Here is a 23,130-nt window from a genome sequence, read left to right on the forward strand (position 1 = left end):
GGACAGATGATTGGGGTGAAGTCGTAACAAGGTAGCCGTATCGGAAGGTGCGGCTGGATCACCTCCTTTCTATGGAGAATTGATGAACGCTGTTCATCAATATAAGTTTCCGTGTTTCGTTTTGTTCAGTTTTGAGAGAACTATCTCTCATATATAAATGTATGTTCTTTGAAAACTAGATAACAGTGTAGCTCATATTTTTTAATTTTTATTTTGGTTAAGTTAGAAAGGGCGCACGGTGGATGCCTTGACACTAGGAGTCGATGAAGGACGGGACTAACGCCGATATGCTTCGGGGAGCTGTAAGTAAGCTTTGATCCGAAGATTTCCGAATGGGGAAACCCACCATACGTAATGGTATGGTATCCTTATCTGAATACATAGGGTAAGGAAGACAGACCCAGGGAACTGAAACATCTAAGTACCTGGAGGAAGAGAAAGCAAATGCGATTTCCTGAGTAGCGGCGAGCGAAACGGAACATAGCCCAAACCAAGAGGCTTGCCTCTTGGGGTTGTAGGACATTCTATACGGAGTTACAAAGGAACGAGGTAGACGAAGCGACCTGGAAAGGTCCGTCGTAGAGGGTAACAACCCCGTAGTCGAAACTTCGTTCTCTCTTGAATGTATCCTGAGTACGGCGGAACACGTGAAATTCCGTCGGAATCTGGGAGGACCATCTCCCAAGGCTAAATACTCCCTAGTGATCGATAGTGAACCAGTACCGTGAGGGAAAGGTGAAAAGCACCCCGGAAGGGGAGTGAAAGAGATCCTGAAACCGTGTGCCTACAAATAGTCAGAGCCCGTTAACGGGTGATGGCGTGCCTTTTGTAGAATGAACCGGCGAGTTACGATCCCGTGCGAGGTTAAGCTGAAGAGGCGGAGCCGCAGCGAAAGCGAGTCTGAATAGGGCGTTTAGTACGTGGTCGTAGACCCGAAACCAGGTGATCTACCCATGTCCAGGGTGAAGTTCAGGTAACACTGAATGGAGGCCCGAACCCACGCACGTTGAAAAGTGCGGGGATGAGGTGTGGGTAGCGGAGAAATTCCAATCGAACCTGGAGATAGCTGGTTCTCCCCGAAATAGCTTTAGGGCTAGCCTTAAGTGTAAGAGTCTTGGAGGTAGAGCACTGATTGGACTAGGGGTCCTCATCGGATTACCGAATTCAGTCAAACTCCGAATGCCAATGACTTATCCTTAGGAGTCAGACTGCGAGTGATAAGATCCGTAGTCAAAAGGGAAACAGCCCAGACCGCCAGCTAAGGTCCCAAAGTGTGTATTAAGTGGAAAAGGATGTGGAGTTGCTTAGACAACTAGGATGTTGGCTTAGAAGCAGCCACCATTTAAAGAGTGCGTAATAGCTCACTAGTCGAGTGACTCTGCGCCGAAAATGTACCGGGGCTAAATACACCACCGAAGCTGCGGATTGATACCGAATGGTATCAGTGGTAGGGGAGCGTTCTAAGGACAGTGAAGTCAGACCGTAAGGACTGGTGGAGTGCTTAGAAGTGAGAATGCCGGTATGAGTAGCGAAAGACGGGTGAGAATCCCGTCCACCGAATGCCTAAGGTTTCCTGAGGAAGGCTCGTCCGCTCAGGGTTAGTCAGGACCTAAGCCGAGGCCGACAGGCGTAGGCGATGGACAACAGGTTGATATTCCTGTACCACCTCTTTATCGTTTGAGCAATGGAGGGACGCAGAAGGATAGAAGAAGCGTGCGATTGGTTGTGCACGTCCAAGCAGTTAGGCTGATAAGTAGGAAAATCCGCTTATCGTGAAGGCTGAGCTGTGATGGGGAAGCTCCTTATGGAGCGAAGTCTTTGATTCCCCGCTGCCAAGAAAAGCTTCTAGCGAGATAAAAGGTGCCTGTACCGCAAACCGACACAGGTAGGCGAGGAGAGAATCCTAAGGTGTGCGAGAGAACTCTGGTTAAGGAACTCGGCAAAATGACCCCGTAACTTCGGGAGAAGGGGTGCTTTCTTAACGGAAAGCCGCAGTGAATAGGCCCAAGCGACTGTTTAGCAAAAACACAGCTCTCTGCGAAGCCGTAAGGCGAAGTATAGGGGGTGACACCTGCCCGGTGCTGGAAGGTTAAGGAGAGGGGTTAGCGTAAGCGAAGCTCTGAACTGAAGCCCCAGTAAACGGCGGCCGTAACTATAACGGTCCTAAGGTAGCGAAATTCCTTGTCGGGTAAGTTCCGACCCGCACGAAAGGTGTAACGATTTGGGCACTGTCTCAACCAGAGACTCGGTGAAATTATAGTACCTGTGAAGATGCAGGTTACCCGCGACAGGACGGAAAGACCCCGTGGAGCTTTACTGTAGCCTGATATTGAATTTTGGTACAGTTTGTACAGGATAGGCGGGAGCCTTTGAAACCGGAGCGCTAGCTTCGGTGGAGGCGCTGGTGGGATACCGCCCTGACTGTATTGAAATTCTAACCTACGGGTCTTATCGACCCGGGAGACAGTGTCAGGTGGGCAGTTTGACTGGGGCGGTCGCCTCCTAAAGTGTAACGGAGGCGCCCAAAGGTTCCCTCAGAATGGTTGGAAATCATTCGTAGAGTGCAAAGGCATAAGGGAGCTTGACTGCGAGACCTACAAGTCGAGCAGGGACGAAAGTCGGGCTTAGTGATCCGGTGGTTCCGCATGGAAGGGCCATCGCTCAACGGATAAAAGCTACCCCGGGGATAACAGGCTTATCTCCCCCAAGAGTCCACATCGACGGGGAGGTTTGGCACCTCGATGTCGGCTCATCGCATCCTGGGGCTGTAGTCGGTCCCAAGGGTTGGGCTGTTCGCCCATTAAAGCGGTACGCGAGCTGGGTTCAGAACGTCGTGAGACAGTTCGGTCCCTATCCGTCGTGGGCGTAGGAAATTTGAGAGGAGCTGTCCTTAGTACGAGAGGACCGGGATGGACGCACCGCTGGTGTACCAGTTGTTCTGCCAAGGGCATAGCTGGGTAGCTATGTGCGGAAGGGATAAGTGCTGAAAGCATCTAAGCATGAAGCCCCCCTCAAGATGAGATTTCCCATAGCGTAAGCTAGTAAGATCCCTGAAAGATGATCAGGTTGATAGGTTCGAGGTGGAAGCATGGTGACATGTGGAGCTGACGAATACTAATAGATCGAGGACTTAACCATATAATATGAAGCAATGTTATCTAGTTTTGAAGGAATATATAATTTTCTTCTTGACATTTCGAAAGAAATGTTTATAATGATAAAAGTCTGGTAATGATGGCAGAGAGGTCACACCCGTTCCCATACCGAACACGGAAGTTAAGTTCTCTAGCGCCGATGGTAGTTGGGACCTTGTCCCTGTGAGAGTAGGACGTTGCCAGGCTAATATTATTCCGCAGTAGCTCAGTGGTAGAGCTATCGGCTGTTAACCGATCGGTCGTAGGTTCGAGTCCTACCTGCGGAGCCATTATGCTTCCATAGCTCAGCTGGTAGAGCACTTCCATGGTAAGGAAGAGGTCACCGGTTCAAGCCCGGTTGGAAGCTTGGGAAGATTTTTACAATTTTTGGCCCGTTGGTCAAGTGGTTAAGACACCGCCCTTTCACGGCGGTAACACGGGTTCGAATCCCGTACGGGTCACCACTTTTGGAGGATTAGCTCAGCTGGGAGAGCACCTGCCTTACAAGCAGGGGGTCGGCGGTTCGATCCCGTCATCCTCCACCATATATATTTTAAATGTCGGAGGGGTAGCGAAGTGGCTAAACGCGGCGGACTGTAAATCCGCTCCTTCGGGTTCGGCAGTTCGAATCTGCCCCCCTCCACCATTTTCTTTAAAATAACCTGAGAGGGTTTATTTTTTTGAAAAGATAACCATACTAGTAAATATTAATGGGCTATAGCCAAGCGGTAAGGCAACGGACTTTGACTCCGTCATGCGCTGGTTCGAATCCAGCTAGCCCAGCCATTTACGAGCCATTAGCTCAGTTGGTAGAGCATCTGACTTTTAATCAGAGGGTCGAAGGTTCGAGTCCTTCATGGCTCACCATTTTCGCGGAAGTAGTTCAGTGGTAGAATACAACCTTGCCAAGGTTGGGGTCGCGGGTTCGAATCCCGTCTTCCGCTTAATTACTAAGGGGCCTTAGCTCAGCTGGGAGAGCGCCTGCCTTGCACGCAGGAGGTCAGCGGTTCGATCCCGCTAGGCTCCATCTAATAGAAAAGCTTACATCATATGATGTAAGCTTTTTTTGTGTTTGAAAAGACAACCTTCATACTTGTCGTTTAAAATGAAGAAAACGTAAAAGTAAAGGGTAGGGGATAATTGTGAAAGTTGTTATTGCATCTGATTCATATAAAGAAAGCTTAAAAGCTATAGAAGTATGTGAAGCTATAGAAAGAGGTTTTGGGACAATTTTCCCTAATGCAGAATATGTAAAGATACCGATTGGAGATGGAGGGGAAGGAACGGTTGATTCCCTTGTTGATGCTACAGGAGGAAGTATTATATCACTTCGTGTGACAGGGCCGCTTAGAGAGAGCGTACAAGCCTTTTATGGTATGTCTAAAGATAAAAAGACAGCGTTTATTGAAATGGCAGCAGCATCAGGATTACAACATGTTCCGGTAGAAAAACGAAACCCACTTATTACAACGACGAAAGGAACAGGAGAACTTATACTACATGCACTAGACGAAGGAGCTGAGCACATTATTTTAGGACTTGGAGGAAGTGCTACAAATGATGGTGGAGCGGGTATGTTGTCGGCTTTAGGAGTCAGGTTTATAGATGGAGAAGGGGAAGTCATAGATCCATCTGGAGGGACGTTACATTCGATTGTCGCTATTGATTTTTCCCAAATGGATTCCCGTTTAGCGCATATAAAGATAGAAGCAGCATGTGATGTAGATAATCCGTTAGTTGGAATAAGAGGAGCATCTTTCGTATTTGGACGGCAAAAGGGTGCGGATGCAGAGATGATGAAAGAGCTGGATGAGAATTTAAAGCATTATGCGCATATTTTTAAACAATTCTTATCTTGTGACGTATCTCAAATGTCTGGTGCAGGAGCTGCAGGAGGAATGGGAGCAGCTGTTATTGCAGTGTTAAAGGGAAACTTGCGGAGAGGAATTGAAATTGTATTAGATTATACAAATTTTGATAAGCATATAGAAGGAGCAGATTTAATTATAACTGGTGAAGGTAGAATAGATGAACAAACAGCATATGGAAAGGCCCCTGTAGGTGTTGCGGAGCGTGCAAAGCGTTTTTATATTCCTGTTATCGCTATTGGAGGATCTGTATCTCCTAATTATCCGGCTGTCCATGGAAAAGGAATTGATGCAGTATTTAGTATTACAGCGAGTCCGATGACATTAGAAGAGGCATATAAAGTAGCAGAAGAGAATGTTGAAATGACAGCAAAGAATATTGCATTAGTGTGGAAAATAGCATCAGAAAAACACTTCTAAATGTAGGAGTGTTTTTTATTATTATTTAATAATAATGATGGTAGTTATTTCATTAAGTTAACTTTATACATAGAATAGTCTTAACATTTGGATTTTAAAGCAAATATAAGTGAATAATTTGTATATCCATACAGAAAAATGTCGAGTTGAGTCAGACTATATAAAAGATTTAAAATATTTAGTGAAGGCACAAAAGGGGGATACTATCTATGAAAAAAGAAATCTCAGTTATTGGAGTTCCAATGGACTTAGGACAAATGCGTCGTGGAGTTGATATGGGGCCGAGCGCAATCCGTTATGCAGGTGTAATTGAAAGAATCGAAGGAATTGGATATGACGTTAAAGATATGGGAGATATATGTATAGAGAGAGAAAAAGAAATAGATGTAAATACAAGCTTAAGAAACCTTACACAAGTTGCAACTGTATGTAACGAATTAGCAAGTAAGGTGGATCATATTATAGAAGAAGGACGTTTTCCACTTGTATTAGGTGGCGACCATAGTATTGCTATTGGTACATTAGCTGGTGTTGCAAAACATTATAAAAACTTAGGTGTTATTTGGTATGATGCACATGGTGATTTAAATACAGAGGAAACTTCACCATCTGGAAATATTCATGGTATGTCACTTGCTGCAAGTTTAGGGTATGGACATCCTTCACTTGTAGATTTATACGGGGCATATCCAAAGGTGAAAAAAGAGAACGTTGTAATTATCGGTGCACGTGCACTAGATGAAGGAGAAAAAGACTTTATTCGTAATGAAGGCATTAAAGTATTCTCAATGCACGAGATTGATCGTATGGGTATGACGGCCGTTATGGAAGAAACAATCGCGTATTTATCTCATACTGATGGTGTACATTTATCATTAGATTTAGATGGCCTTGATCCTCACGATGCACCAGGAGTTGGAACACCTGTAATTGGTGGTTTATCTTATCGTGAAAGCCACTTAGCAATGGAAATGTTAGCGGAAGCTGATATTGTTACATCTGCTGAGTTTGTTGAGGTAAATACGATTTTAGATGAGCGAAATAGAACAGCAACAACAGCGGTTGCTTTAATGGGTTCTTTATTCGGTGAAAAACTAAAATAAATGTAAGAAAAGCAACTGAGAAGTTGCTTTTTTTATTTGAAAATAGGCGTATAATAATGATTTATATTATACTGTACGATAAGAATGTTTGACATCTTACCAATTTAGATTAAAGGAGGTTGTTTGTAATTGTTGTTTGTTTCATGTATGGTATAATTAACTAGTTGTTGGAAATACATACAGATAGAGCATAAAACAATATTTCAATATATGGATAGAATTGCTCGTAAGTAGGAGGAAGGGTTAGCATGCCTTTTGAAGATACGACCATTTTGAAATATCTTAGTACGGCATTAGATATTGCCGTTGTATGGTTTATTATATATAAGCTAATTCTCATAATCCGAGGGACGAAAGCTGTTCAACTTTTAAAAGGGATTACAGTTATTATTGTCGTTCGGATGATCAGTATTTTCCTTGAATTGCGAACGTTATATTGGCTGACTGAGCAAGTATTAACGTGGGGATTTTTAGCCGTTATTATTATTTTTCAGCCAGAATTGCGAAGAGCACTTGAGCAGCTAGGACGTGGGAGTTTATTTTCGCGCACTGGAACTCATGAGGATGATGAACCTGAAATCGTTGCAACAGCGATAGCGAAAGCGACGGAATATATGGGAAAACGTAGAATTGGTGCATTAATTACTTTGTCAAAAGAGACTGGTATGGGTGATTATGTGGAAACGGGTATTCCGCTAAATGCAAACGTATCATCGGAATTACTCATTAATATTTTCATTCCAAATACACCTCTTCACGATGGAGCAGTAATTATGCAAGGAAGCACCATTAAAGCAGCAGCTTGTTATCTTCCGTTATCGGAGAGTCCATTTATCTCTAAGGAGTTAGGAACTAGACATCGCGCTGCAATGGGAGTTAGTGAAGTTACTGATAGTATTACAGTAGTTGTGTCGGAAGAAACAGGCCAAATTTCCTTAACGAAAAATGGTAAGTTACATCGTGATTTGAAGACAGAACAACTGAAAGATATGTTGTTAGCTGAATTTAGTTCGAACGAAAAAACGACTTCTTCGTCTTTATGGAATTGGAGGAGAAAGCGTCATGGATAAGTTAATGGAGAATCATTGGTTTCTAAAGGGGATCTCACTACTATTGGCGTGTATGCTTTTTATGTCAGCGACTTTAACTGAAAAAAATACGACATCAGGGATACTACCTTTTGCAAATGATGCGAAAGAAACATTAACTAATTATGCTATTAACCTTAAGTATGATGAAGAGAAATATATTGTAAGCGGTATTCCGGCAGAGGGCGTCAAAGTGAAGTTAGAGGGCCCAAAAGCAGCAGTTGCTACAGCAAAGGCGAAGAAACAATTTGATATACCAGTTGATTTGAGAGATAGCGAAAAAGGAACGTATGAAGTTTCTTTGAAAACGAACGGGCTTCCAGATGATGTGAAAGGAACAGTTCAGCCGTCCACAATTAAAATTACTCTTCATGAAAAAGCGAGAAAATATGTTCATGTAGATTTAAAATTATCAAATGAGGATCAAATGCCAGCGGGTGCTACTCTTGAAAAATCAAATATTAAACCTGATACGGTTGAGGTAGTTGGAACGAAAGAAGAAATTGAAAGTATTTCATCTGCTAAGGCGTATATTGATTTAAAAGGTGTTAATAAAACTGTTACCAAAACAGCTGAAGTTACATTATACAATAAAGAAGGAAAACGTTTAAATGTAAGAACGAGTCCATCTAAAATTAGTGTAACGTTAAATGTGGCGACGCAAGTTACGGCCAATAATACGGAAAAAACTGTTCCTATAACGTATACAAAAAAGGGGAGTTTGCCAGAAGGATTGGCCGTTACAAATATTAGCGTTGAGCCGCGAGAAGTAACGATAGCAGGTCCAAAAGATGTATTGGATAATATACAATCGATAGAGGGGGTCGAAGTAGATCTTAGTCAATTGACAGAGTCTACAACATTCGATACCTCTGTTTTATTGCCAAAAGGTGTAACAAGTGCGAAACCGAATCAAGTGAAGGTTTCAGTAGGCGTGCAAAAAACAAAACAAACGAAAACAAGAACAATTGATGGTATATCTATTCAAAAAAATGGACTTTCTAAAGATGTTACTGCTCAGCTACTTTCGCCGCAAGATGGGAAGATAAGCGTTGAAATTTCAGGAGAAACAAGTATAGTAGATAAAATAACAGCTGCTCAAATAACAGCTGCGATTAATCTGCAAAATGTATCTCCGGGGACGAAGGATGTTTCTATTCAAGTGAGCGGCCCTGGTAATATTTCAATAGAGCCGAAACAAAAAAGTGCTAGAGTCACAATTGTGAAGAAAGAAAATCCAGATAAAGAAGTACAAGGTAATGTTGAAAAACCAGATTCAAATAATAACCAAGATAATCAAACTGAAAAACCAAAAAATCCTGAGCCTGAACCTAAGCCTAAGCCTGACCAAGAAAAGGAACAGGAACAAAATAATGAAAAAGAAAAAGAAACTAATCAAGAGCCAACAGTAGATAATCAAAAAGAGCCAGAAAAAGGAGCGAATCATAATGGGTAAATATTTTGGTACAGATGGAGTACGCGGGGTTGCGAACCAGGAACTAACACCTGAATTAGCGTTCAAAATTGGACGTTTTGGTGGTTATGTATTAACAAAAGATACAGATCGCCCAAAAGTAATTATCGGCCGTGATACACGTATATCAGGACATATGTTAGAAGGAGCTTTAGTAGCAGGTCTATTATCAACTGGAGCAGAAGTAATGCGTCTTGGTGTTATTTCTACACCAGGTGTTGCTTATTTAACAAAAGCGTTAGATGCACAAGCAGGTGTTATGATTTCTGCATCTCATAATCCAGTACAAGATAACGGAATTAAATTCTTCGGTTCAGACGGTTTTAAATTAACAGATGAGCAAGAAGCAGAAATCGAAGCTTTATTAGATAAAGAAGTTGATGAATTACCACGTCCAACAGGTACTAACCTTGGACAAGTGAGTGATTATTTTGAAGGTGGACAAAAGTATTTACAATACATTAAACAAACGGTAGAGGAAGATTTCTCTGGTTTACATATCGCTTTAGATTGTGCGCACGGTGCTACATCTTCTTTAGCTCCGTACTTATTTGCTGATTTAGAAGCTGATATTTCAACAATGGGAACTTCACCAAACGGTATGAACATTAACGATGGAGTAGGTTCTACACATCCAGAAGTATTAGCTAAATTAGTAAAAGAAAAAGGTGCTGATATCGGTCTTGCTTTTGATGGTGATGGTGACCGCTTAATCGCTGTAGATGAAAAAGGAAACATCGTTGATGGCGATCAAATTATGTTTATTTGTGCAAAGTACATGAAAGAAACTGGTCAACTAAAGCACAATACAGTTGTTTCAACAGTTATGAGTAACTTAGGGTTCTATAAAGCACTTGAAGCTAACGGTATTACAAGTGATAAAACAGCAGTTGGTGATCGCTATGTAATGGAAGAGATGAAGCGTGGTGGATATAACCTGGGCGGAGAACAATCAGGTCACATTATCTTACTTGATTACATTACAACTGGTGATGGAATGTTAAGTGCACTTCAACTTGTAAACATCATGAAAATGACGAAAAAACCATTATCTGAGCTTGCAGGAGAAATGACAAAATTCCCACAATTACTAGTAAACGTTCGTGTAACGGATAAAAAACTAGCATTAGAAAATGAAAAAATTAAAGAAATTATTCGTGTTGTAGAGGAAGAAATGAACGGTGATGGCCGCATTCTTGTCCGTCCATCTGGAACAGAGCCACTTATTCGTGTAATGGCAGAAGCACCAACACAAGAAGTTTGTGACGCATATGTACATCGCATTGTAGAAGTTGTAAAAGCTGAAGTTGGCGCTGAATAATTCGATAAATTTATTGAAAAGGAGCACAAGAAGTGCTCCTTTTTCATATGTTTTATAGATAATGAAAAAAATTTCATTGACGATTTATCCAAGTTTGTTATAAGATGGTCTTGTTCTTTTTCTCAAAGGAAATATTGTAAATTATAAAAGCGCCAGAACTACAAGCAGTGTAGTTGACGAGGTGGGGTTTATCGAGATTTCGGCGGATGACTCCCGGTTGTTCATCACAACCGCAAGCTTTTACTTAAATCATTAAGGTGACTTAGTGGACAAAGGTGAAAGTGTGATGAGAGAAAAGGAACGGATACAAACTAGCTGTATAAGTATATACGGACTTAAACCCAATCGAGAGGAAGGTGAAAGCCGTTACAAGCTTACAGGGCTAGCAATATGTAATCCGTTTTTTAGTATAAATAAAAATGGTATCAGACTATGTCGTTACATGTTCGCAGAGCAGTGTAAGCATTTGTAACGGCGACTAAACATGTGTGGAATCGTAGGATTTATTGGAGAGCAAGATGCAAAGGAAATTTTATTAAAAGGTTTAGAAAAGCTAGAATATCGTGGATATGATTCAGCAGGTATTGCAGTACAAGCAGAGAACGGTGTTGTTGTATACAAGGAAAAAGGTCGTATTGCAAAACTTCGCGAAATCGTAGATGAGAACGTAGCAGCAAGCGTGGGAATCGGTCACACACGCTGGGCTACACATGGTGTTCCAAGCAAAGTAAACGCGCATCCGCATCAAAGTACATCAAAACGCTTTACATTAGTTCATAACGGTGTAATTGAAAACTATGAATTAGTGAAAAAGGAATATTTACAAGATGTAACGTTCGTAAGTGAAACAGATACAGAGGTTATCGTACAGCTTATGGAACAACAAGTGAGCACAGGATTAAGTGTAGAAGAAGCGTTCCGTAATACGCTATCTCTTTTACATGGTTCTTATGCAATCGGATTACTTGATGCTGAAAATCCAAACATGATTTATGTTGCTAAAAACAAAAGCCCGCTATTAGTAGGTGTTGGTGACAACTTTAATGTTGTGGCGAGCGACGCTATGGCGATGTTACAAGTTACAGATCAATTTATTGAATTAATGGATAAAGAAATTGTAATTGTAACGAAAGAAAGTATTACAATTAAAAACTTACAGGGTGAAACGATTGAACGTGCACCGTTTACAGCGGAATTAGACGCAAGTGATATTGAAAAAGGAACATACCCTCATTTCATGCTTAAAGAAATCGATGAGCAACCACTTGTAATCCGTAATATAATTCAAAAGTATCAAGATGAAAATGGCGAGATTGAATTAGATCAAGACATTCGTAATGCAATTTTAGATAGCGATCGTATTTACATCATTGCATGTGGAACAAGTTATCATGCAGGTCTTGTTGGAAAACAATTTATCGAGAAATTTGCAAAAATGCCAGTTGAAGTGCATGTAGCAAGTGAATTCTCTTATAACATGCCATTATTAACAGAAAGACCATTCTTCATTTACATTTCACAAAGTGGTGAAACAGCTGATAGCCGTGCAGTACTTGTACAAACAAATGAAATGGGTCATAAAGCATTAACAATTACAAACGTACCTGGTTCTACGCTTTCTCGTGAAGCTGATTATACACTTCCGTTATACGCGGGGCCGGAAATCGCAGTTGCATCAACGAAAGCTTACACAGCACAGCTTGCGGTACTTTCAATTTTAGCAGCGGATATCGCTAAAGCGAAGGGCGAAGTTCTTGATTTCGATTTAACACACGAATTAGGACTTGTAGCGAATGCAATGGTACAACTTTGTGATCAAAAAGAAGAAATGGACGCATTAGCAAAACAATTTTTAGCAACAACGCGCAACTGTTTCTTCATCGGACGTAGCGTAGACTTCTACGTAGGATTAGAAGGTGCGTTAAAGCTAAAAGAAATTTCTTACATCCAAGCAGAAGGATTTGCTGGAGGAGAGTTAAAACACGGTACAATCGCTTTAATCGAAAATGGTACACCAGTTATCGCACTTGCTACACAAGAGCACGTAAACCTTGGAATTCGTGGTAACGTGAAAGAAGTAGTAGCACGCGGAGCTAACCCATGTATCATCTCAATGAAAGGTTTAGAAATGGAAGGTGACAGCTTCGTGTTACCAGCTGTACACGAAGCACTAGCACCGCTAGTAGCAGTTATTCCATTACAACTTATCTCATACTACGCAGCACTTCACCGTGAGTGTGATGTTGATAAGCCACGTAACTTAGCTAAGTCTGTAACGGTTGAGTAGGAGATTAGTAGGTTAATAAAAGCTTTAAAATAAATTTATGAATTTGTACCCCTTTAGATAACGTATCTAAAGGGGTATTTTTATGCCAAAAAAAGAACACCTAAAATTGATAAGTAGACAGCATCCTATTAATTAAAGTTTTACTTTATCAGGTTCGCTTTTGTTTATCTGAATTTTCCGTTATTATTTTAAGTATGCGTGAACAATTTTCTTTATCACGAAGAGAAGAGGCGATAGATTCATGGTCATTACAAGGGGGCTTATTAATGAAAGTGAAGGCAAAAACATATTTAAGTATAGAAGAGATTATTTCATTACCAACCTTATCAAGTACGAATATAAGCGATGACGGCAAAAATGTAGCATTTGTTAAGAAGAGTGCTAACTGGGAAGGCAATACGTATAGAAGTCATGTATGGATATATGAGAAAGATAAAGGGCAGAGTTATCCACTAACAACTGGAGGTATAGATAGTACGCATCCATTATGGTCTCCAGATTCTAAGACTATTGCATACCTTAGTCCGGGTGGTGAAGGGGCTAATACAAATCAGATCTTTGTTAAATCAATAGATGGTTGTAGTGAGGTTCAAATGACTGATGAGGAAGAAGGGATTAGTACATTTAAATGGGATCCCACGGGTAAAGGTTTTTATTATGTTGCACAGTCGAAAGAATGTGCGGAAATAAAGAAACGTAAGGAACGATATGGAGATTTCCACCATGTAGGTAAGGAACATCGGGATAATTGTTTATACTACATTGAGATAGAAAAGGTGATACAAAATGATAAAGAGGAACGCGAGATTAACGGTGTTTATCAACTAACGGACGGTAAGGATTTTTATATACATAACTTTGATATTTCAAATGATGGGAAAAAGGTTGTATGTATGGCTACACCAAGCCTAAACGATCATATGAATGGTGATCTATACATATTAGATGTTGAAGCTAGGGAACTGCAAAAGATGAGTATAGATAAGTTGTTGGGCGGGAGTGTTTGTTTTTCTCCTGAGGGCAGCAAAATATGTTATTCAGCAAGTATAAAGGAGAAAGATTATTATAAGACACATATAGAAGACAGAACATTAGAGATATATGATCTGAATACTGGAGAACGAATTGTCCCTTTAACAGATTTTGATAGTACGGTTATACCATTACAGTGGACAGCTAAAGGGATTTTAATGAGATGGCAGGAAAAAACGAATTACCGTATTGGATTGCTATCTGAAGATGGCACTGTGGAAATGTTAAGCGAAAAAGTAGATGGCTTTATAATGGATGCCTCTATAACAAAGGATGGAAATCATCTCATGGCAAAGTAGTGATGGTCTTGAAATAGAGGGTGTTTTATCAACCCCAGTAGAGTTTGAGGCAAATAAAAAATATCCTTTATTAGTAGTAATCCATGGTGGTCCGAATTGGGCGTCCTTTCCGATATTTTCAGACTGCTTCAATGAGAAATATCCGATTGAACAGTTTGTTGAAAAAGGCTTTATCGTTTTAGAACCAAACTATAGAGGAAGTTCTGGTTATGGTAATGAATTTTTAAAAGCAAACTATAGAAAACAAGGATTTGCTGATTATGATGATGTTATATCTGGAGTGGAGGCACTAGTTGAAAAAGGGATTGTAGATAAAGATAAAGTAGGAGTTATGGGATGGAGTAACGGAGGATATATATCAGCTTTCTGTTCTACATTTAGTAGTAGATTTAAAGCCATTTCAGTTGGAGGTGGAATTACGAACTGGAGTACCCATTATGTAAATACAGATATCCCTTACTTTATTAGAATGTATTTAGGAAATACTCCATGGAATGATCCAGATATATATAAGAAAACATCACCAATGACATATATTAAATCAGCTTGTACGCCTACGTTAATTCAACATGGAGAAAAGGATGTAAGAATTCCAATTACAAATGCATATGAGCTATATGAAGGATTAAGAGACATGGAAGTTGATACAGAATTAATTATATTTAAAGGAATGGCATATAGTTCGGATCAGCCAGGAATGAGAGTAGCTATTATGAAGCAGAACTTGATGTGGTTTTCACACTATATTCTTGGAGAAAGCATGAGAGATTTTAGTACTATATAATGGATATACGCATAGGGGTTTTTCAGTGTACAATTGGGTCGGATTGTTGTAAACTGCATGCAAGCCATTATGATTATAAGGAAACATAATTCGGAGGACTAATATGACAGCGAATAAAAATGAGTTATCTGTAGAACAACGTGAAGAGCTATTAAAAGTATTACAAGCTCGTTTTGAGAAAAATATGAACCGCCATGAAGGTCTTGAATGGGCTAAAGTTGAAGCAAAGCTAGCTGCTAATAATGAAAAATTATGGTCAATTCATGAAATGGAAGTAACTGGCGGCGAGCCGGATGTTGTTGGTTATGATGAAGAGAAGGATGAGTATACTTTCTATGATTGTTCAAAGGAGAGTCCTAAAGGCCGCAGAAGTCTTTGTTATGATCTTGAAGCGTTAGAGGCAAGAAAAAAACATAAACCAGAAAATAACGTTATTGATGTAGCAGCTGCTATGGGCATTGAATTATTAACGGAAGAACAATATCGAGAGTTGCAACAATTTGGAGATTTCGATATGAAATCATCAAGCTGGGTACAAACGCCTTCAGATATTCGGGAACTCGGTGGTGCTCTATTTTGCGATTATCGCTTCGGACACGTTTTCGTGTATCACAATGGGGCAGACTCTTATTATGCTGCCAGAGGTTTTCGTGGCTCGTTAAGAGTTTAAATTTAGAGTAAACAAAAAAGAGCCTAATATGTAGGCTCTTTTTCTTATTTATAGTTTAAAAGTAAACCGTTACTACGCAGTTTTACTTAATTTATATGTTCCGTGGTTGTTTTTACGGAAAGGTTTTGGGAAAACATAACCATCTAATCCAATACGTCCAGCGTTCTGTCCTGCAACTAAAATGAACATAGTCAAAATAAGCAGGTTTGGGTTTACACTAACAGTTCCGCTTAATAAAAATGAAAGATTCATTATGATTCCGAAAAATGCAGCTGTTTTTGTTAATCCGCCTAAAATCAAACCTAGACCTACTAAAATTTCTCCCCATTGAACTAAAAAGCTAAATAGATCTGCGTTTGGAAGAACAAAATGTTGAAGGAAATCTGCCCACCAACTTTGTACGGCAGGGTGGGCACCTGACGCCTGAGCGATAGCGCCCTTTAGAAAACCACTTGCGTCAAAGGATTGTCCGAAGACTTTGCCTATCCCAGCAGCGAGCCATGTATATCCTATGTAAAGTCGTAAAAATAATAATATGAAAGCAGCACGTTTATCAGTTCTTAAAAAATTGATAACCATTGAAATCCCTCCAATATTGTATTTACAAGTTTATTATATATCCATTGTGAAAAAATTCACAATGGATATAATGTGAACAAATTTATGATTTTTTATTTATAAAATTGCACATAAAATATTGTGAAGTTTATTTTTGAAAATTAAGCAATAAATGAGGGATAGGAGCTATCTATTGTAGCGGATAGCTCCCTTAGTAAACAGGTTCATGTATGTTCTTTAAGTTCATATGTATGTTCCTTATTATTTCTCTGGTTTTATATAAGGAACAACTTGTGCAGTAACCCCTACAGAAGCACCGCGAATAAAGTCTTGGTTTTCTAATACCTTAAAGTTTTCTGTTTTTCCTGTTAGCATAACACCTAAAATTTTCACTTGATCGAATGGTTTGCCCTTGTTTGATTTTAAAAACTTCTGCATATCTTTGTCATGTCCATCGTCATCGTATTGGTTAAGTGAATCAATGAACTCTTTGTATGCTTCTTCAGGGGACTTGTCTGGATTGAATCCGTAAACAGGCATACCGGCAGGACCTCTACTTTCATCTCTAATAGGTGAGACCATATATAGCCATACGATATTTAAGTTATCTGGTATTTTTGTTTGAATTTCTTTTAATGTATATGGTTGATCGAAAGAGATGGCGACTTCCGCAACATAGTTTTCCATTTTGGAAACTGCACTTAATTCATTTTTGACTCCATCGTAATATTCCTTGATGTCCGGATTATAAAATGTAGCAACTTTATTTTTCGTTTGTTTATCGTAATTATAAGACTCTGTATTAGACCTCCCCCAATGAGTTCCTGGTATTACCTCATTGTAATCGATGTTAGAGCGAAACCAATCGTAAGGGCTTGTCAGTGTATTCCATTTTACTACGTAACCATTAATATTTTTAGAACGATTTGATGTAATATTGCCGCCAAACATAGAGGAGTTACTCGTTACTTGAGAATCAATTTGTACATTCGGTTCTGCAATTGAATTATATAAAAAGAGTTGTTCGTGAAGCCTCATAGAGCCTTTCGCTGCGAAGTAATTACCAACCTTATAAATGATAGGGATAAGCATGATTACAACGATAATAGAAGTAATGATGTTTTTAAATAACTGTTTCCTTTTAGCTTTTTTTAATGCACCTTTTAAAGAAGTATCCATTAACGTTTTCCTCCTATTTTTGCATGAATGGTTTTACGTGCGCGATGTAATTTTTGTTTAACACTGTTCACTTGAATATCTAGTATTGGGGCGATTTCTTCATATGTAAAATCGTAATAATACTTTAAAAAGAAGGCTTCTTTATATTCTAGTTTTATATCTTTTAATAGATAGAAAATCTCATCTTTATTTAAAACAGCATCCAGTTCTCGGTCTGTATATTGTAATTTTGAATAAATCTCTTCAGTTAAATAGATGTTCTGTTGCTCTTTTTTTCTCTTTAAGTCAATGTATTCATTTAATGCGACTCTGAAAAACCATGGACGTATGTTATCCTCGGTTAAGCTATCTAGCAATGTGTATACTTTATAGAAGGTATTTTGGATGATGTCTTCTGCATCTTCTTTTATAGCCCCTTTCGCTAATAATAGTTTGAACACTTCCTCTCCTAAATTGATAAGATAGGAGGTTAATATATTTTCTTTTCCCATCATTTTTCCTCCCTACACTTATACAACGAATAGGTAATAGTAAATGTATACACTTAAATTAAAGTTTTGTTCTTGATACAAATAAAAAAGGCATATAACAATCATATGTTATATGCCTTTTCTATTATATATTTAGTAATTTATTTAGGTAATGTAAACTTAGCTTTTTTACCTTGTGAAATATCTTTAGCTTCTTTATTTCTCATAGGTCCTAACTCAATCTCAAAGCTTTTGTCTTTCCAAATCTTCTCATACTGCTCTTGATCTAAAATAAACACTTGCAGTAACTCTCCAGATGTTCCCGTTTTGACTGAAGCGTTATAGTCGTAATTTAGTAGCATGCCTTCATTAATCGTATATTGTGTACCATCATTCACTCTCAATGTAGAGCTTATAGGAGATAGTGAAACATCTTGAGTATCTTTGTTATCAAGCTTGAATTTCACCGTTAATAGAACAATACCGTTTTTGAAATTTGCAAAGCGCGGTGCTTCGGCGGAATTTGGTGTGAATTGAGTAAATTGATATCCATCTAATGTAACATTAACAGCGCCTAATTCTTGGCTGTTATTAATACTTGATTTCTCTTTTAACATTTTTTTATCGCCCATGTTATTAGCTGTAGCTTTATCTTGGTAGAAAGCATTATCTGTTGCAACCTTTTCAGCACCTTGTTTGTTTAAACTTAATGAAAAGCTTCCAGGACTTCCGATTGGAGCGTCGAATTTTCCTTTATTAGCTTGTGCAGTTGGGACTGTGACTGAGACTGTTGAGAGACTTGAAATTTTTGCTAGATCATCTTTTCCGAATGGATACGCGATATAACCAGAAATAGTTTCTCCTGCTTTTACTAAGTAATCATTCGTTGGAGCAAGCTTAGTTGGTAGCTGATCTTCTTTTGGAATTAAATCTTTATAGTTACTATATACCTTCTGCGCACCAGTAAACGATATGTCCAATGCTGGCATATAATAAATATCTTTAGCTGAACTATTTTTTACGCTATAGTTCACAAGAATGACTCCGCCCTCTGTTTGACGGTTAAATGGAATGTTAAAGTCCGTATGGAATCCATTTAATTCAACTAATGTATAACTGTTCATCGATACTGAAATATCTTCAGCTTTATAAACTTGTGGTTCCTTATTTTCAAAAAGAACTTTTGTTTTCCCGCCTGTTTCTTTTTCCATATAGGAAATAAGTTTAGAATAATCGCTGGAGCTAGTAGCGGTATTTTCCGTCTTTTTATCCTCAGTTTTTTTATCTTCAGATTTTTTTTCAGCAGGTTTACTTTCTTTCGTTGTATCCGGTTTGCTTTCTTTTGTTGCATTTTCTTTTTGTTCTTTATTTGTCGTATCGCTTTGACCACAGCCAGTTATTACAAGAGCTGCTACGATTACTGTAGAAAATAAAGAAAGTAATTTTTTTGACATGTTTCTTCCCCCTATTTGTGTAAAACTAAACTCTCACATTAGCCCCACGTTTTATTATAAGAAAGTAAGCCAGTATTTACCAGTGTTTTTCTGAGTATTTTAATTATTTAGTTATTGTAATATATTAAAATTAGTAGAATGTCGGCATGGAATATCGACTTTTATTTTTTTATCATTTGAAATATTACATCATATTGGTATGATAGAAATAGAGATATATGGAAAGGGGACAAGGACTTAATATGTGGATGAGCTTGTAATGATTAGAAACTAGATACATAAATTTTGCTCTCATAAGTGAGAGTTTATTTAGCTATCTATAAATCATTCAAGGACTGCATATTTGGCTTGTACATCCCTTTTGTAAGGATAATGTGTAGGGAATTTTATATCTCTTATATAAAATATGCGTCCTTTAAAATTGGAGGAGTATATAATGAATCAATTAAAAAATAAAGTAGCAGTTGTGACAGGTGTAAGTCGTCTAGATGGTATAGGCGCAGCGATTTGTAAAGAATTAGCTGGAGCAGGATACGATATATTTTTTACGTATTGGACAGCGTACGATAAAGAGATGCCTTGGGGCGTTGATCAAAGTGAACAAACACAATTAAAAGAAGAGTTACTAAAAAACGGTGTTAAAGTATCGAGTATGGAGTTAGATTTAACTCAGAATGATGCACCGAAAGAGCTTATAAATAAAGTTACTGAACAACTAGGCTACCCTCATATATTAATTAATAATGCAGCGTATTCTACAAATAATGACTTCTCTAATTTGACTGCTGAAGAATTAGAGAAGCACTACATGGTCAATATTCGTGCGACTACATTGTTAAGTAGTCAATTTGCAAGAGGATTTGATAAGAAATCTGGTGGTAGAATTGTGAATATGACTTCGGGGCAATTTCAAGGGCCTATGGTTGGGGAACTGGCGTATGCAACAACGAAGGGAGCTATTGATGCCCTTACGAGTTCGTTGTCAGCCGAGGTAGCTCATTTAGGAATAACAGTGAATGCAATTAACCCAGGTCCAACCGATACAGGCTGGATGACTGAAGAGATAAAGCAAGGGTTAAAGCCGATGTTTCCTTTTGGTAGAATTGGTGAGCCGAGGGATGCAGCAAGACTCATTACGTTTTTAGTAAGTGAAGAGGCAGAATGGATTACGGGACAAGTTATTCATTCTGAAGGTGGGTTTAAAAGATAAAAAGAAGGTATCTCACCCTGGTGAGATACCTTCTTTTTTAATCTTTCTTCAATCTTCGTGCAACACCATTCCCTAAAGACTGTAGCCCTTGAACGAGGATAATTAAAATAAAGACGGTTGCATACATTACTTCCGGTTCGTAGCGTAAATGTCCGAATCGATATGCTAAATCACCAAGACCACCAGCACCTACAAGCCCAGCCATTGCTGTTGCGCCAATTAATCCAATTGTCGCGATTGTTAACCCAAGTACAAGGGAGGGACGAGCTTCTTTCACCATAACGTGCCAAATGATTTTTATAGTAGAAACGCCCATTGCTTGGTAAGCTTCAATAACACCACGATCGACTTCTAATAATGCTGTCTCCATCAATCTTGCGATATAGGGAGCAGTGAAGACGACAAGCGGTACGATGACACCTTGAACACCAATGGATGTTCCCACTAGAAACTTTGTAAAAGGTAAAATAAAGAATAGTAGAATGATAAATGGAAGAGAGCGAATAATATTAATAATTGTATTAAGAATTGGATAAATGATTTTATTTTCATGTTGCCCACCAGGTCTTGCTAAAACAAGTGTGACGCCAAGTGGTAGTGCAATAAGGATAGAGATGAATAGTGAAATAGATGTCATTTGAAATGTTTGAATAGTTGCTTCCCATATGACTTTACCCCATTCATCCAAAAAGGACTTGTTTTCCATGATCTGTTCTACCTCCTTCTACGATGATTCCTTGTTCTTGTAAAAATGATAAAGCACGGTTGATTTCATTTTGTTCTCCTTGCATATGAATGACAAGTTTCCCGTAAGCTTCATGTTTTAATTGAGTAATATTACCGGATAAAATATTCGGATATACTTGGAATCGTTTTGTAGCGACAGCTAATGCTGGTTCTCCTGAAGAATTTCCTATAAAAGAAAGAGTTACAATTTCACCAGTAGTTTGAAGTTCTTTTTGTACTTCTTCTGGAATTTTTGTTGCAAATGCGCTATTTACAAATTTCTTCGTTGTTGCATGTTGTGGGTTTGTGAATATGTCCTTCATAGTCCCGCTTTCCACTACTGCTCCATGTTCCATAACAGCAACTTGGTCACATATACGCTGGATGACATTCATTTCATGTGTAATTAATAAAATTGTGACCCCAATTTCTTCATTAATCTTTAATAATAAGTCAAGAATAGAATCCGTTGTTTCTGGATCTAAAGCGCTCGTTGCTTCGTCGCTTAATAACACTTCTGGTTCATGTGATAGTGCACGTGCAATGGCAACACGTTGTTTCTGGCCACCAGAAAGTTCACTCGGATAGGCATCTTTTCGATTAAAAAGATCGACAATACGTAAATACTTTTCTACTCTTTTTTCAATTTCTACTTTTGGAATGCCAGCAAGACGTAACGGTAATGCGATATTTTCATAAACAGTCACTGTTTTAAGTAAATTGAATCCTTGAAAAATCATCCCGATTTTTTGTCGCGCTTTCGCTAGTTCTTTTGCTGATAAAGTTGTTAAGTCTTGGCCGTTTACAATGATATTTCCTGTCGTTGGTTTTTCTAATAAATTGACACATCGAATTAATGTACTTTTACCAGCGCCACTATAGCCAATGATTCCAAATACTTCGCCCTTTTTTACTTGAAGGGAAGTAGACTTAAGAGCTTCCACATTCCCTTTTTTTGTTGTAAATACTTTGGATACATTTTTTAATTCAATCATTATCGTCAGCCCCTACCAAGATGGTAAAGCAGAACCATCAAATTTTTTCTCGATAAATTCTTTTACTTCTTTAGATTGATAAGCTTTCTTTAATTTATTTATAACAGCATCATCTTTATTTTCAGTACGAACAACGACCCAGTTCACATATGGTGAATCTTTTCCTTCGCGGAAGATAGAATCTTTCGCAGGGCTTAATTTTGCACCTAATGCAAAGTTCGTATTAATTGCAGCTGCTTTTACTTCACTTAGCTGAGTTGGTAATTGAGATGCTTCTAATTCAACAATCTTTAAATTTTTTGGATTTTCAATTACATCTTTTGCAGTCGCTTTTTCTGTAGCCTTTGGATCAACTTTTAAAACTCCAGCTTTTTCAAATAGTTTTAAAGCTCGAAGTTCATTCGTTGGATCATTTGGTACAGCGATCGCATCGCCATCTTTTAAGTCTTTTACATCTTTTATGCCTTTAGAATATATGCCCATAGGGAATGTTACTGTTGAGAATACTTCTGTTAATTTCATATTACGTTCAGATTTAAATGTGTCTAAATATGATTTCGTTTGATAGCTATTTACATCAAGGTTTTTTTCATCCAAAGATACGTTTGGCGCTACATAATCATTAAATATTTTCACATCGATTTCGAGTCCGTCTTTCGCTGCCACTTCTTTTACCTTTTCAAAAATTTGTTCATGCGGTCCACCAGTTACGCCGACCGTAATCTTTTTCTCATCTAGTGCTTTTACTTCTTTATCTGAACTCGCGCTACATGCGCCTAATAATAAGACTGTCCCACTTACAATGCTTAATAATACTTTCTTCATCTATAATTCCCCCTTCATATACGTTCCAAAATAAAAAGCACCTCTCAAAAATAAGAGAGGTGCCGAATAGACAAAATGGGTTCCTCTCTTATCTTCCAAAACGAAAACTCGTTTTGCAGGAATTAGCACCTTAGCTTATATGTCATAAGCTCGGTTGCCGGGCATCATCGGGCCAGTCCCTCCGCCACTCTTGATAAGAGTATGTGTATGTAGTTTTTAATATGGTACTAATA

The 23,130-nt window shown here is 38.6% G+C and carries 16 protein-coding genes, 9 tRNA genes, 3 rRNA genes, 1 pseudogene and 1 riboswitch (1 of these 30 running past the window's edge); of the genes and pseudogenes, 22 read left to right on the top strand and 7 right to left on the bottom strand.

Features of this window, described 5'->3' with window-relative positions; all coding sequences use genetic code 11:
• From AAG068_RS00880 to AAG068_RS00980, 21 genes and pseudogenes are all read left to right on the top strand, one after another.
• Positions 1-69: ribosomal RNA gene (locus AAG068_RS00880) — 16S ribosomal RNA — on the top strand; it begins 1,483 nt to the left of the window's first position.
• Positions 70-215: 146 nt separating this feature from the next.
• Positions 216-3,138 (top strand): 23S ribosomal RNA (locus AAG068_RS00885).
• A gap of 86 nt (positions 3,139-3,224) precedes the next feature.
• A 5S ribosomal RNA gene (gene rrf, locus AAG068_RS00890) occupies positions 3,225-3,340 on the top strand.
• Together the 16S, 23S and 5S rRNA genes with 9 tRNA genes alongside form the textbook arrangement of a ribosomal RNA operon.
• A 9-nt stretch (positions 3,341-3,349) precedes the next feature.
• Positions 3,350-3,424, top strand: a tRNA-Asn gene (locus AAG068_RS00895).
• A 4-nt stretch (positions 3,425-3,428) separates the two neighbouring features.
• Positions 3,429-3,501: transfer RNA gene (locus tag AAG068_RS00900), tRNA-Thr, on the top strand.
• A gap of 22 nt (positions 3,502-3,523) precedes the next feature.
• Positions 3,524-3,598 (top strand) — tRNA-Glu (locus AAG068_RS00905).
• Positions 3,599-3,603: 5 nt separating this feature from the next.
• A tRNA-Val gene (locus AAG068_RS00910) sits at positions 3,604-3,679 on the top strand.
• A gap of 17 nt (positions 3,680-3,696) precedes the next feature.
• Positions 3,697-3,780: transfer RNA gene (locus AAG068_RS00915), tRNA-Tyr, on the top strand.
• Positions 3,781-3,845: 65 nt separating this feature from the next.
• Positions 3,846-3,920: transfer RNA gene (locus AAG068_RS00920), tRNA-Gln, on the top strand.
• A 5-nt stretch (positions 3,921-3,925) separates the two neighbouring features.
• Positions 3,926-4,001, top strand: a tRNA-Lys gene (locus tag AAG068_RS00925).
• 5 nt (positions 4,002-4,006) lie between these two features.
• Positions 4,007-4,078, top strand: a tRNA-Gly gene (locus AAG068_RS00930).
• Positions 4,079-4,088: 10 nt separating this feature from the next.
• Positions 4,089-4,161 (top strand) — tRNA-Ala (locus AAG068_RS00935).
• A gap of 115 nt (positions 4,162-4,276) precedes the next feature.
• A complete protein-coding gene (locus AAG068_RS00940; protein ID WP_342716619.1) occupies positions 4,277-5,422 on the top strand; it encodes a glycerate kinase in 1,146 nt (381 codons plus the stop codon).
• Positions 5,423-5,631: 209 nt separating this feature from the next.
• The gene (rocF, locus tag AAG068_RS00945) at positions 5,632-6,525 is read left to right on the top strand and encodes an arginase (protein WP_342716620.1); all 894 of its coding nucleotides are present in this window, start codon (positions 5,632-5,634) and stop codon (positions 6,523-6,525) included.
• A 248-nt stretch (positions 6,526-6,773) separates the two neighbouring features.
• On the top strand, positions 6,774-7,595 hold the full coding sequence (gene cdaA, locus AAG068_RS00950; RefSeq protein ID WP_342716621.1) for a diadenylate cyclase CdaA: 822 nt from the start codon (positions 6,774-6,776) through the stop codon (positions 7,593-7,595).
• On the top strand, positions 7,588-9,069 hold the full coding sequence (locus tag AAG068_RS00955) for a CdaR family protein (protein WP_342716622.1): 1,482 nt from the start codon (positions 7,588-7,590) through the stop codon (positions 9,067-9,069). Before cdaA ends, AAG068_RS00955 begins: the two co-directional genes overlap by 8 nt.
• Positions 9,062-10,408: a phosphoglucosamine mutase gene (gene glmM / locus AAG068_RS00960; protein ID WP_060629225.1), complete on the top strand. Its 1,347-nt coding sequence runs from the start codon at positions 9,062-9,064 to the stop codon at positions 10,406-10,408. Before AAG068_RS00955 ends, glmM begins: the two co-directional genes overlap by 8 nt.
• Before the next feature lie 286 nt (positions 10,409-10,694).
• Complete coding sequence (locus AAG068_RS00965) at positions 10,695-10,880, top strand: hypothetical protein (protein WP_342716623.1); 186 nt, start codon at positions 10,695-10,697, stop codon at positions 10,878-10,880.
• Positions 10,881-10,892: 12 nt separating this feature from the next.
• Positions 10,893-12,695, top strand: coding sequence for a glutamine--fructose-6-phosphate transaminase (isomerizing) (gene glmS / locus AAG068_RS00970; protein ID WP_029439137.1), 1,803 nt, complete (start codon positions 10,893-10,895; stop codon positions 12,693-12,695).
• A gap of 266 nt (positions 12,696-12,961) precedes the next feature.
• Positions 12,962-14,810, top strand: a pseudogene (locus tag AAG068_RS00975) (S9 family peptidase).
• Between the two features lie 103 nt (positions 14,811-14,913).
• Positions 14,914-15,480, top strand: a complete 567-nt coding sequence (locus tag AAG068_RS00980; protein WP_342716624.1) for a DUF4256 domain-containing protein — start codon at positions 14,914-14,916, stop codon at positions 15,478-15,480.
• Between the two features lie 72 nt (positions 15,481-15,552).
• On the opposite strand, the gene AAG068_RS00985 is transcribed toward AAG068_RS00980, so the two are convergent.
• The 4 genes from AAG068_RS00985 to AAG068_RS01000 all read right to left on the bottom strand — a co-directional run bounded on the left by AAG068_RS00985 (position 15,553) and on the right by AAG068_RS01000 (position 19,141).
• The gene (locus AAG068_RS00985; protein ID WP_342716625.1) at positions 15,553-16,059 is read right to left on the bottom strand and encodes a DoxX family protein; all 507 of its coding nucleotides are present in this window, start codon (positions 16,057-16,059) and stop codon (positions 15,553-15,555) included.
• 240 nt (positions 16,060-16,299) lie between these two features.
• Complete coding sequence (locus AAG068_RS00990) at positions 16,300-17,217, bottom strand: sigma factor regulator N-terminal domain-containing protein (protein WP_342716626.1); 918 nt, start codon at positions 17,215-17,217, stop codon at positions 16,300-16,302.
• Positions 17,217-17,708, bottom strand: coding sequence for an RNA polymerase sigma factor (locus tag AAG068_RS00995; protein WP_342716627.1), 492 nt, complete (start codon positions 17,706-17,708; stop codon positions 17,217-17,219). Before AAG068_RS00995 ends, AAG068_RS00990 begins: the two co-directional genes overlap by 1 nt.
• A gap of 140 nt (positions 17,709-17,848) precedes the next feature.
• Positions 17,849-19,141 (bottom strand): DUF5068 domain-containing protein, encoded by a 1,293-nt coding sequence (locus AAG068_RS01000; RefSeq protein WP_342716628.1) that lies wholly within the window; start codon positions 19,139-19,141, stop codon positions 17,849-17,851.
• A 406-nt stretch (positions 19,142-19,547) separates the two neighbouring features.
• On the opposite strand from AAG068_RS01000, the gene AAG068_RS01005 reads away from it, so the two are divergent.
• A complete protein-coding gene (locus tag AAG068_RS01005; protein WP_342716629.1) occupies positions 19,548-20,351 on the top strand; it encodes an SDR family oxidoreductase in 804 nt (267 codons plus the stop codon).
• A gap of 37 nt (positions 20,352-20,388) precedes the next feature.
• On the opposite strand, the gene AAG068_RS01010 is transcribed toward AAG068_RS01005, so the two are convergent.
• Genes AAG068_RS01010 through AAG068_RS01020 form a run of 3 tightly spaced genes read right to left on the bottom strand, consistent with a single transcriptional unit; the run spans position 20,389 to position 22,897 of the window.
• Positions 20,389-21,057 (bottom strand): methionine ABC transporter permease, encoded by a 669-nt coding sequence (locus tag AAG068_RS01010; RefSeq protein WP_342716630.1) that lies wholly within the window; start codon positions 21,055-21,057, stop codon positions 20,389-20,391.
• Positions 21,032-22,072, bottom strand: a complete 1,041-nt coding sequence (locus AAG068_RS01015) for a methionine ABC transporter ATP-binding protein (RefSeq protein WP_342716631.1) — start codon at positions 22,070-22,072, stop codon at positions 21,032-21,034. The genes AAG068_RS01010 and AAG068_RS01015 overlap by 26 nt, the downstream gene beginning before the upstream one ends.
• 12 nt (positions 22,073-22,084) lie before the next feature.
• Entirely contained in the window at positions 22,085-22,897 is an 813-nt protein-coding gene (locus tag AAG068_RS01020; protein WP_342716632.1) for a MetQ/NlpA family ABC transporter substrate-binding protein, read from the bottom strand.
• Between the two features lie 85 nt (positions 22,898-22,982).
• Positions 22,983-23,097: riboswitch (SAM riboswitch) on the bottom strand.
• Between the last annotated feature and the right edge of the window lie 33 nt (positions 23,098-23,130).

Origin of the sequence: Bacillus paramycoides (assembly GCF_038971285.1) — a bacterium.
In the GTDB taxonomy this organism is placed as follows: Bacteria; Bacillota; Bacilli; order Bacillales; family Bacillaceae_G; genus Bacillus_A.